Origin of the sequence: Paenibacillus sp. YAF4_2 (genome assembly GCF_052113225.1) — a bacterium.
GTDB lineage: Bacteria > Bacillota > Bacilli > Paenibacillales > Paenibacillaceae > Pristimantibacillus.
Genome location: NZ_JBFRCT010000005.1, coordinates 455,925 through 467,065, shown reverse-complemented (window position 1 = coordinate 467,065; position 11,141 = coordinate 455,925). Strand labels below are relative to the sequence as shown.

11 protein-coding genes are annotated in these 11,141 nt (G+C 47.3%); 3 read left to right on the top strand and 8 right to left on the bottom strand.

Annotated features, from left to right (window positions below; translation table 11 throughout):
- Positions 1 to 287 (top strand): transposase (locus tag AB4Y93_RS15165; RefSeq protein ID WP_441893309.1); only part of this gene is annotated, 287 nt, incomplete at its 5' end.
- 194 nt (positions 288 to 481) lie between these two features.
- A complete protein-coding gene (locus AB4Y93_RS15160) occupies positions 482 to 742 on the top strand; it encodes a transporter (protein WP_441893307.1) in 261 nt (86 codons plus the stop codon).
- A gap of 58 nt (positions 743 to 800) precedes the next feature.
- Here the strand turns inward: AB4Y93_RS15160 and AB4Y93_RS15155 are convergent, their stop codons facing one another.
- Entirely contained in the window at positions 801 to 1,214 is a 414-nt protein-coding gene (locus AB4Y93_RS15155; protein ID WP_441893305.1) for a GNAT family N-acetyltransferase, read from the bottom strand.
- A 15-nt stretch (positions 1,215 to 1,229) separates the two neighbouring features.
- Complete coding sequence (locus AB4Y93_RS15150) at positions 1,230 to 1,661, bottom strand: MarR family winged helix-turn-helix transcriptional regulator (protein WP_441893303.1); 432 nt, start codon at positions 1,659 to 1,661, stop codon at positions 1,230 to 1,232.
- Between the two features lie 121 nt (positions 1,662 to 1,782).
- On the opposite strand from AB4Y93_RS15150, the gene AB4Y93_RS15145 reads away from it, so the two are divergent.
- The gene (locus AB4Y93_RS15145) at positions 1,783 to 2,370 is read left to right on the top strand and encodes an NAD(P)H-dependent oxidoreductase (protein WP_441893301.1); all 588 of its coding nucleotides are present in this window, start codon (positions 1,783 to 1,785) and stop codon (positions 2,368 to 2,370) included.
- 63 nt (positions 2,371 to 2,433) lie between these two features.
- Here the strand turns inward: AB4Y93_RS15145 and AB4Y93_RS15140 are convergent, their stop codons facing one another.
- The 6 genes from AB4Y93_RS15140 to AB4Y93_RS15115 are packed head-to-tail and all read right to left on the bottom strand — an operon-like array spanning position 2,434 to position 10,937.
- Positions 2,434 to 3,285: a diguanylate cyclase domain-containing protein gene (locus AB4Y93_RS15140; RefSeq protein WP_441893299.1), complete on the bottom strand. Its 852-nt coding sequence runs from the start codon at positions 3,283 to 3,285 to the stop codon at positions 2,434 to 2,436.
- Positions 3,286 to 3,290: 5 nt separating this feature from the next.
- Positions 3,291 to 5,378: a cellulose biosynthesis cyclic di-GMP-binding regulatory protein BcsB gene (locus tag AB4Y93_RS15135; RefSeq protein WP_441893297.1), complete on the bottom strand. Its 2,088-nt coding sequence runs from the start codon at positions 5,376 to 5,378 to the stop codon at positions 3,291 to 3,293.
- A 15-nt stretch (positions 5,379 to 5,393) separates the two neighbouring features.
- Positions 5,394 to 6,644: a glycosyltransferase family 2 protein gene (locus AB4Y93_RS15130; RefSeq protein ID WP_441893295.1), complete on the bottom strand. Its 1,251-nt coding sequence runs from the start codon at positions 6,642 to 6,644 to the stop codon at positions 5,394 to 5,396.
- Positions 6,641 to 8,215: a hypothetical protein gene (locus AB4Y93_RS15125; protein ID WP_441893293.1), complete on the bottom strand. Its 1,575-nt coding sequence runs from the start codon at positions 8,213 to 8,215 to the stop codon at positions 6,641 to 6,643. Before AB4Y93_RS15125 ends, AB4Y93_RS15130 begins: the two co-directional genes overlap by 4 nt.
- Positions 8,212 to 9,750 (bottom strand): glycan biosynthesis hexose transferase WsfD, encoded by a 1,539-nt coding sequence (wsfD, locus tag AB4Y93_RS15120; protein WP_441893291.1) that lies wholly within the window; start codon positions 9,748 to 9,750, stop codon positions 8,212 to 8,214. Before wsfD ends, AB4Y93_RS15125 begins: the two co-directional genes overlap by 4 nt.
- 35 nt (positions 9,751 to 9,785) lie before the next feature.
- Positions 9,786 to 10,937, bottom strand: a complete 1,152-nt coding sequence (locus tag AB4Y93_RS15115; RefSeq protein ID WP_441893289.1) for a hypothetical protein — start codon at positions 10,935 to 10,937, stop codon at positions 9,786 to 9,788.
- Between the last annotated feature and the right edge of the window lie 204 nt (positions 10,938 to 11,141).

The window sequence follows — 11,141 nt, the reverse complement described above, 5'->3', positions numbered from 1 at the left end:
CGAAGGCACAAGGAGATCGTGAAATAAAGGTCAGCATGGAATATCTTCGCCTTAAACGACAAGCTCGGGAGCAATTAAAGAGTGAAGATGGACATGCCTTATCGGTTCGACGCATGCACGAACCGGAGAGTGTGTTTGGCCAAATAAAGWATAAYCKRRGATTCMGYCGGTTCCTGYTTCGAGGCTTGCCGAAAGTTAGCCTAGAGGTCGGGTGGCTTTCTCTTGCCCACAATTTGCTGAAGAAAGCAGCAAGAGATCTAAAAACAAAAATAACAGTGCTGGGATAGCCCTTGCACTGCTATTTTTATAGAAATTACACTGATGCGAGCCGTTTCTCCGGCGAACGAACCCCTTTTGAGACGGCCTCTTTACATGAGGATTATCACCATGGCAATAGGCTTTAAAACAGGCGATAGACGATTCACCTACGTATCATAAATACGAAGTAGACGGTAATCTAATCAAAAGGAGTGGAACATCTATGACTTCGGCAAGACAGTTTCTACAAGCCCCTCCTCCCTATATTCCCCCAAAACCAGCCGTTTCCTATGTCATCGACTGTATAAACACATATACCTATGTGTGGCTCCGAAACGGTCAACAATTCTGGTATTACCCGACTAGCGTCGAATCCTTTGGCGTGTCCGGCTTTCGATGGAACGGGTTTACTTGGGTCTATTACGGCTTTGATGGCAGGCTGATTGAGGCCGTTGCTTGCCCTCCTATTCCTACTCCGTTTTAAGTATGACTATAAGAGCCGTCGCAATCCTTAATAGGACGCTGACGGCTCTTTTTGTATCTTATAGTTTTTTGTACATCCCAACCGAGCTCGGAGCTGTGTACACAAACCCAAATTTCTTGTACAAGCCATCAGCTGGTATATCAGCGATCAGACTGATGAAAGCCCCTTTTTGCCCATGGGTATTCAAATAATCCATCAATTCCGTCATAATCCGCTTGCCGTAGCCGTGGCCTTGATGATCAGGATGAACGGCGATGTCCACGATTTGATAAAAACAACCGCCATCTCCAATAACTCTCCCCATCCCAATCAGCTGCTGGCTTGAATCTCTCAAGGTAACTGCAAAGATAGAATTGCCCATGGCAATCCTGGCGCCGTCCACTTCTCGTGGACTTAATCCTGCAGCTGCTCTTAAAGCAAGATATTCTTCTGGACCCGGTGCCTTACTATGAACATCAATCTTCTTGTCCATGATTAATCCCCCTAATTATCGAAAAATGGTCGATCCAAGCACATTCAGTGCTTCAGATATCCGGACCAATTCCTCATCCGATACGTCCTTAACCTGCTGCATAAACAGCTTATTCATATGATCGAATGCTAAGGCCATTCTCTCCTCGCCCAGCGAAGAAAGCCGAATGTACTGTTTTCTGCGATCTTCCCCATCTCCGGTCTTCTCGCATAACCCTTTTTCCGTCAGCTTTCGGATTTCCCGGCTTGTGTTCGGCATCGAGATCCCTGTGCAATCGCTGATTTCACTTAAGGTCATCGGCTGCTTCACCGACAAAAGCTCCAACATCCCATATTGAAGAGGCGTAATATCCTCTATCGGCAAATCCTTGGTCATGTCGTGATGTAATTGATGAGAGGATGCAATGAGGGAGACTAGTTGTTGAAAGACGATTTCCTTGGAGGCCATACCAAAACATCTCCTTGTATTAGGCTTAGGTGTATATTTGTTATCAAATAACAATTATCTATTGACAACTAATTTGGCCATATGGTAACTTCTTATCAAATGATAACAAAGAAGGTGCCCTATGAAAACCCTTATTATCTATACGCATCCGAATCATCATAGTCTAAGCTACTCATTTCTGCAGCGAACGATACAAGGTCTGGAAGAAAATCCACACGTGGAAGAAGTACAAGTGCTGGATCTGTATGCGGAATCCTTTGATCCGCTGTTAGTGTTCAATGAGGACAAACGAAGAAGAGATATGCATATGGATCCGGAGCTTACGAAATATCGGAATCAGCTGCTATGGGCGGAAAAAATCGTATTCGTCTATCCGATCTGGTGGGGACGGCCCCCTGCTATGCTGCTTGGCTATATTGACCGTATGTTCGCTTCCAATTTCGCTTATCGCGATAAGGGCGGGATGCTTCCGGAAGGCTTACTGAAGGGTAAGACGGTCGTATGTGTCTCCACGATGAAAGGTCCCACTCTCTATCCGCTGCTCTGGCTGAATAACGCTCATAAGGTACTGATGCGAAAAGCCCTGCTCAGCTATGTTGGTATTAAGAAAGTGAAGTTTTTCGAATTTGGTGGCATGGAGAAAAAGCAAGGTAAGCAAGAACAAAAGCTGGACCGGATTTATCGATATTTTAAGACGATTGCGCAATAAAAATCAAAAAGGCAGCATGCGATTCGCAGCTGCCTCTCCTTAATCAGAGTCAATAGACTCTGCTTATACATCATACTCCAGTTCCTTCCGTGCCCGAGCGATCCATTCCAGAGGTGTAGGTGTTTCTTCGGCATTATACTCGAAGGCACCCATTCTAAGGTTGAGTTCAAATCGGTTGCGGCTAGATTTCTCCGTCTCGTTCATTTCAATCATTCTGCTTCGGATCCGATTCATGACAATATCTGCGCCGTCCCGGTCCGTGAACAGGAGCAGCCCCCAAGTCGGGTTATCCTGAGTCAGCATATACAGCGAATCATTCGCCCGAATGCTTGTCTGGCTGATCGTTGTAATATTGTAGACAGCAGCATTAAGCTGCTCCTCGCCAATCATACGTCTCAGTTCATGCCAGTATTTGACGTTTAGAACGAGCAGCGTTAATGGAATCTTGTAGCGATCTGACAACGCCATAAACACGGTCGTATCCTTCTGGAAGGACAGCATATTTTTCAGATTCGTACTCTCATCCATCGTGGCTAGAGAAGCATTTTTCTTCGTCAGCATGTCGTTCTGCTCTTGAAGCTGTTTGCTCGCCTGGGTGAACATCCAGGTTATTGCGGTAAACACCGGCGTCATGAACAGCCAGAAGTAGCTTTGGGCGGTTACGACATCTCCCTGCACAACCGTCTGATAGATCGTGAACGTACCATACCCGAACACAAACAGGATATTTAAGATAAGCCCGGTCGTAATCGTCGTAAAATACGTGATGATCGCGATCAGGAACGCCACATTCAAGAAGATAATATTTTGCAGATAAAGATTCGGATCACGCGCCGTAAACATGATCGTGACGAAACACGCGATGAACAGAAGCAGGAAGCCCCCATCCGATATCAGGCTTGAGTTACGCCTCATGATTCCTACCTCCTCCTCTTCTTCGTCTTCCGATGCTTGCGAACGAGAAGTACAAGTGAGACAAGTACCAGAACAAGCACAAGCATGATCACGATGATGAAGCTGACAACGTCGCTGCGATCAAGCACTTGGGTAAGTACAGCCGGCTCTTCCGACTCAGCTACTTTCTTGAACCGGAAAGCGTTGACCTGTCCATTTTTATCGACCATAGCCCCGTCACCGAAAATTTTATATAAATTAGCCGAGTTACCGACCAGCTTTGAAGCTAAATAGACATACTCCGAGCTGCTACCCGTTACGGCCAGGAAGCCATGTCCTTTGCCATAGGGGGAGTCGATAAGCTGCAGCGTCCCGATTCTCCGCCCGTAGCCTTCTTCAATACTTACCTTCTCATTAGACTGGAAACCTTCGCCTTTCTCGTCATATTGGAAATACAACTTGTCGTTGTTATCCCGAATGTAGCGGTTATCGGCGTAGGAGCCAATCGCGATAACTTGTCGGTCCTTCAGTTCACTCTCCGCTACTTCATCCGTATAAAACCGGATTTCGCCGGTATTAGAGGTCGCAAATTGGCCCATGAGATTAAATAAATTGGAAAGCGCCGCATACGTATAGTCGTCGCGGGTTCGCGGCAATACAACAGCTACCCGGTTAAAGCTGCCGTCCCGAAGGAACGGGTACGGGTAATTATTGAACAGCATATCCGTACGATCCTTTGTGTTCAGTTGAAGCACCGAATCCTTGGAGACAAACGCCCACGGCATTTGATCCTGATTACCAGTGCACACGGCGTTCTTCAACTCCAAATCAAAAGCCGTCGTAATCGTGAAGTTACCGGAAATACCAAGGTTCTTCGGAATCGTTAATTCGAGATTGTCGCCCCCCGCACGTTCGGCGGTCAGCTTCTTGCTGCCGATCGGCACATTGTTAACCAGAACCGTAATCATCGAACGGTCAAAGTCCAGATTGGTAGCATAACGGAAATCCAGACTCAGCTTACTGGCTTCCGCAATGGAACGGTTACTAGGCAGCGTGACGAAATAATTTTTCTCTCGATGCGATGAACCGGTAAGCTTGTCACCCGAATCCGTCAGTGGAAAATAACGACTGATGCTGGAGACCGGCGTATTAACCTCTGTCGCCTCGTCCACAAGCTTCGATGAGCCTTGCAATTGTTCCATTAAAGCGGAATTACCAATGAAACGGCCGGCTTTTTTCAGCATTTCCTCATTGTCCGACGTTACGACGAGCAAAGAGGATGTCCCGCTTTGGATAAGCTGGATAAGCGCCTTATCCTGCAGGGATGTCTCATTCAGCTTCGCGCGCAGGTCTGACGAAAGGTTTTTCGTAAGTCCAACGAGAATGCCCAGCGGTTTATTTTTCACATTATCCGCACGGTAAGGCAAGAGTGGAATGATGTGCGAGGTATCCTCACTTACACCGGTCAATCCGGACAACACGTAGACGGCCGCTTCCGTTTCATTTAGATCGCCTTTTTCCGGCACAAATACTGCAGCAAGCCCATCCTGCACCGTATCCAGCCCGATAAAATGGCGGCTGAAATCGCTGATGCTCGCACCTACAGGCTTTAATCCATACTTCACATCAACACCTGAGCTGTCGAAAATTTGCAGCCAGCTGCCCTGATCCTGCGTTGGGGTACAGATCTGATCTGCGTTATTTTCAGTCTGAATAACCCCTTCAATCGTCAGCTCATTCACACCGTTCTTCAAGTACTCAAGCGGAAGACCAATGGTTCGGGTCACCTTTTTATTCGTATCAGTCCCTGGCCTTAATGTGTAGAAAGGCTTACCGTTTAGTTTAAGGGTAACGACCGATGAATCATTAATCGTAAGCTGGGATACTTTATAATCCAGCCTAAACGCTACGCTTTCGACCTTCCAATAATTCGGCACCTGAAAAAACTGCTGAGCATACGCGCTGGTGCCCAAAAGCGAGGTTTCCGTCATTGGTGTTTCGTATGTCTTCTGCACTTCCGCTGCCGCTGCGATTCTTGTCCCTGCGCCCGGAAGAAGCAGTGCGGCAAGCAGAGCAACTACCGCCCATACCGCTAATCCTGTTCTTCTATTCATGTGATCACTTCCTTCTCAGAACCGTTCCGTTTTGTACCATTTGGCTTCGCGTTTAAAAATAACGTCCTTCACATATTGATAAAGGCCGTTGGCAGCGACGAGCATCCATAGCTGACAGTAACTGACGTACATAAGTAAAATAATACCGAGATTCGAAGGACGCATTTCGCCCTTCTCCGTAATAAGCGTAACAAACGTCCCAACCACGAACAGCGTGATGGCGAGTATCCACAAGTAGAAGCTTAGTCCCGAAATCGTCGTATGGACATAACCTAGAGCATGCAGGACAAGTAACAAGTCCGACGTTAAGAGCGATGTAACAAGTAAGAAATAGATGGCTAGAAAATATAAGATATCAAAGCGAATTGTACGCGCTTCCGGACGGAAGAGCAGCGGGATGTTTTTGACAATCACATAAATATTACCCTTCGCCCAGCGTGTTCGCTGCTTGAACCATACCTTAACCGTCTGGGGCTCTTGCTCCCAGGTAACCGACTTGGGCTGGAACTTGATCCGGTAACCCATCATGTAAATACGGAAGCTGATTTCTGTATCTTCCGCGATCGCTTTCGTGTCCCAGCCTCCAATCGCTTCAATAATATGCCGGCGCATGATGAAGTTGGTGCCTGGAATCGTACATAGCTTGAACAGCTTCCACCTGCCAGCTTGCGCCATCCACTGAAACGATAAGGTCTCGATATTAATGAATCGGGTGAGCAGGTTCTCATCCCGGTTCCGCGTCCGAAATTTGCCGATAACCGCTCCAAGCTTAGCGTCATTAACGATTTCGGCTACAAGATAACGAAGCGCTGTCCGCTCCGGGGTATTATCTGCGTCGTAAATGGCGATAAGCTCCCCCTTGCTACGAGTAAAGCCGATATTAAGCGCGTTCGATTTCCCTTTACCTCCCGTAACATTATCGGTATTAATGATGATCAGATTGCGGCTCTTATATTTCTCCTGCAATTGACCTAGCAGTACGCTGCTATTATCTGAAGAATTATCATTAATCACGATAATTTCATACCGGTCATGCGGATAATCAAGTGCGAGTAGTGACTCTACCGTTTTGGTAATCACTTTGCCTTCATTATGGGCCGGTACCATAATGGATACAAAAGGCGCTTCCCCTACGAGCTCGGGCGGCATCTCACTCTCCAGCTTCATATAGTAGAAGTAACCAGCGATGATCAGCGCTATATTCACGAGCAGTAAAGACCAGATACATAAAACGCAAATAACCATTAATATATCCGGTATCGTCATAAACTCCCTCCCGACTTGTAGTATTTTTTCTTATACAAACGATATCCGACCATTAGGAAAACGACGAACAGCATTAATGTTGTTACAATCAGTACAATCAAGACCCTGCTCTGCACCGAAAATAACAAATGAAAGCTCTCCTTTTGTACAGGTGCCTTCACCTGAAGCGCTTCCTCCGGGAGATTCGACTGGTCCTGCAGGTCAACCGGCTTCCCGTCGAGGAGCAGTGCCCCTTGCAATGCTTCGGCTTTGTGCATGCTGCTGCTCAGGCTATGCACACCGGACTTAAAATCTGCGAATGGCAGCCAACTGCTCGCTATAACCTGAACAGCATCCTCCTGCTTGGCTTCACTCTCAAACCAATCAAATGTAATCGCCAGATCTACTGGAAAAGCTGGCCATATCTTGCCTGCACGATTAACCTGGAACAGCTCTTCTCCCCGCATGCTGTAAGGTGACGAAGTAAAAGGCAGAACAGCATCCGATTGTTCCTGTATTAACGCTGTTTCATTGGGGAACAAAATCGTTGTATCCGAGAACTCAAAACCCGCTTCGCGTCCAGTCTTCTCCTGCGCCCGCTTCAATTCCCCCGTCATCCCCAGAGGGGCAATACCCGCTTCAGCCAAATGATTCAAAAATCCGTCCAGCTGCTCTTTTAACAACGAAGCATCCTGTCCCATTGACGTTGGTGTCGGTACGTTGACAAGCACACTGCCGTTATAGGACTGAACGGTTTGCAGAGCAGCTAGGTATCGCTTCATCGCCGGATAATCCGTATTGCTGAACAGTGGGCTTACACTAACCAGGAACGGAATGCCGGCTTCATACAATTGCTTCGAGAGCCCCTCAAGTCTATTCAAATCAATAAAAGGCGTCACGCCTCGAATGAGCAAATACGCCTGTGAAGGAGCATTTGCAGCGTCTATACCAAGCCATGCCCGCAGAACGTAGGTGATCGCCATTTCACTCATATTGCCCGGCTCAAAATACGGCACATAGGCGTAGCCGCCAGCCTTAATAGCGAATGGGGCATTAACAGTCCCGTCCGTAGACGTCATTCGTCCGTAAGTCTCGCCCTTTCCTTCCGCAATGAAATCCAGTCGACTGACGAATACATGGTCTTGCGAGAGTCCATCAACCGACAGTTTAAGCGATTGCCTTGCTCTGGTTTCTGTCTGCAAAACAAGGTTCTCACGAAGAACGTCCGGGGGATTGTAACCGATATGCAGCTGGTCAACTGTGTATTGTTCAGCCCCATGCGTGATAGAGTCACACAAATCCTCCGTGTTACAAACCGTAATCAGCTTCTGGTAATCCGCTGCCATCTCAGGCTTATAGGCGTCTGACGCTATTGTCTTAACGGCCATCCCAAACGATAAAAGCAGCTGCTGCAAAGCTTCTACATTACCAGCTGCAGGTGTATCAACCCCTAAGCTGTCATAGACGAGCAGCACATTCGTAGACTTAGACTCTTCTTGTGCAGCCGCAGGGACCGGGACCAGCAGGGCTGCTGCTAAACAGAGACATAGTGTATAGAACAACCAAAGCTTTATTCCTGCTAGTCTGCTCATTGCTGTCCCTCCTGGTGCTGCGCTAACGATTGTTCGTCGTCTTCTTCGCCCGCATTTTTCTGCGCATTTGGCCCCCACAACCGACGGCAGACGCAGTCGGCAATCGTCCAGAAGGTAACCAGATCAAACGTCACCGCGAATAAAAACTCATGCTTTGCAATGTCCGCATCTCCTGCGCCAATGACTGCTACCCCCATCGCACAAAGCCCCGCTGCCATCATCATGAGGATAATAGGAAGACGAAGTGCCCTTCGAATTGCACGCGCCTTAACAGCTCTATAGAAAGAAGGAGCATACAGTCCGGCAATCACAGTCATCCATAACACTACGAACCCCGATGTCTTCGGAGCCGCCAGCTCCTTCAGATAGCTGTATCCGGAAAAAGCTACTGTACGTGCCCCAAACGGCTTGCCTGCCGCCTTCTCGTAGTTGCCAAGCTTCGTTCGGTTAGAAAAAGCGTTATGCGCAGCTGTCTCAAAAATCTTGCTTGCTGCACCGGGATGGGATAAGTAATACCTTGCAATTGATGGGAATCCATACTTGTCCAGGAATTGAACCTGCATCTCTTCCGATTCGACGGGAATAGGGGAGAACTGGTCATAATAAATCGCACCAGTGAGGACAGCGAACTGCTTGTCTATGCCAAAAAAGGCCAGCGCTTCTTCCGGATTATCCGTCGTCATCAACACACCTCGCGTCATTGCGTGGTATTTGTTTATGTTGACGAATTGCTCCGGAATAAGGGCATACGTCCCCACTGCTGTAAGGAGTAGAACGACCGCCTGCAATCCGGCAAGTACTCGAAATATCCTCTCCCGCCCCAGGAAGACGAACAATACCCCAACAATCGCAACGATCAGACCAATAGGCGCATTCTGTTGTTTACTCGTCGTGAGTATGATTGCGCTGACGCCAAACAGGAACAGCAGGAAATAATCGTTGTACTGCCGCTGGTAAAGCAGCATACATGCGCTGAACAAGAGCAGCAGCATAATGAGCACGACGCTCTCACTATAGAAAGAATTGAAATACGCGACATACCCGATGTCCCCAAATACGAAAATCGCAGCAACTGCCAGCCCGTAGCCGGCTCGACGTGAAGCCTTCCAGGTTACGGCCTTGACGAGCAAATACACGGCACCAATGTACAGCACACCATACAGCGCAGCCTGTATTCGTATATCAAACTGCTTATCATAACCAAACCACTCACTGATCTGAAGCGATAAGCGGACAAATAGCGTCTGCGAAGACCACAACAGCGCACTATTTTCATTATAAAATTGGAAGATTCCGAAAGTTTTGACAAAATATCCGAGAGTTTGGCTCGTATAATCCGGCACATTAAAGTACAAGCCATTGCTGTATAAAATCCGGTAATAGTCCCCGTTATCCGCCATGCCTACATAAGGAGGAATAAAGAGCTCAATCAGCAAAATAAGTGCAACGCCAAACGCCGCCAGCGTGGCCGGAGATATGTACTTTTCTAAGAAGAAGAGCGTTTGTTTCCATTTCATCCGCTGCAGCTTATTCATGCTATGCCCCTTTCCGCAACTGTTCCTATGAAGTCTTAATAGGCATAAGCCAATAAAGCCAACAAATTATCGAACGAATAGACCTCTTCAGTAGCTGCATTCCCGAAGCTTCCGTTAATCGGGCTTGTCCCATCCTTAATTCGGTATTGTTCCATTCGATGAATGCCATCCTCATAAAGCTCTTTATCCTCAATTGTTGAGCCAATCATCGCTGCAATGGCGTAAGCTGCTGTAGACTGGATATCCGTCACTGGTTTACCTTCTCGATCGTAGCGGCCGTACAGCGTACCTGCCTCCACAACCTTCTTAATGTACGTGATGCTTGAGGCACGCTCCTTGCCGATTTCAGCGAGAGATAACACCGTTAGTAGTGACTCAATAGTACTTATTTCACCCTCATGGTCACCATATGTATCTGTTGCGTACTCATAGCGGGTTGCATAGAACGGGAACTTATCAGATAAATACCCACCCGAGACGATTTCCAAAAGCTTGTTTTCCAATTTCCGTTTATCCTTTGAGGAGGCGTCTAACAATCGAATGGATTGAAAATCGGCATAACATAAGGTTAAAAGATCATTGGTCGTTCCATAGGCTATATCGTAGAAATCAAACAGCTTGTCCTGCTGGACATTATGTTCAAATACAAGATCACCGTAACGATCAGCTTCCTGTCCGTATGCATCACCAAAAGCCGTCTCTGCCTCGCGCAGCGCACGGATAATCCGAAGATCATCAACGACGGCATTGACCGGGTATTTCTTATCGAGCAAAGGGCTATATCGATAACTGAAGCCAGCTTCCGTTGCCAGCGTCTGCTTTGCCCGGGACCATACATTGTCGAAGGCATCCTTCTGCCCGGTAAGCACGTAATAACGCATGAGCAAGCCTGCAGATTCACTTAACGTCTCGTGACCGGTGGCAACTTCCGCGGCTTCATCGGTTTCCTTGTAATTCGTATAGACACCGGCTTTGCCCATTAGCTTCTGCTCAATAAATTGCTGCAGCTCCAGACGATTCGGCTTAAACCCCAGCGTATCCCCGTATCTGGCAGGAGCCACCTTAACCGCTTCACCACTCTCGCTTCTGCTGTCACCGAGACTGCTTATGAACCAGACCGCTCCCAGCAGTACAGCTGTCAGGGTCGCCAGAAGAGTAATCCGCTTTTTCACCGTTTTCAACTCCATCTATATATTCTGCTATTCTATCATCTTTTGAATATCAAATTTTAATAATGTTATAGAATGATGATTAGAATTTAATGGAAATTTCAAAAAAAGAGACTTTTTTACTTCAGAATAACCTTAAATTGTTTCAAAAATATGAAGAACTCATAATTAGTTACACAAAACTAAGCTTAAAGTCCCGCATAGGCATTTTACCACCCATTT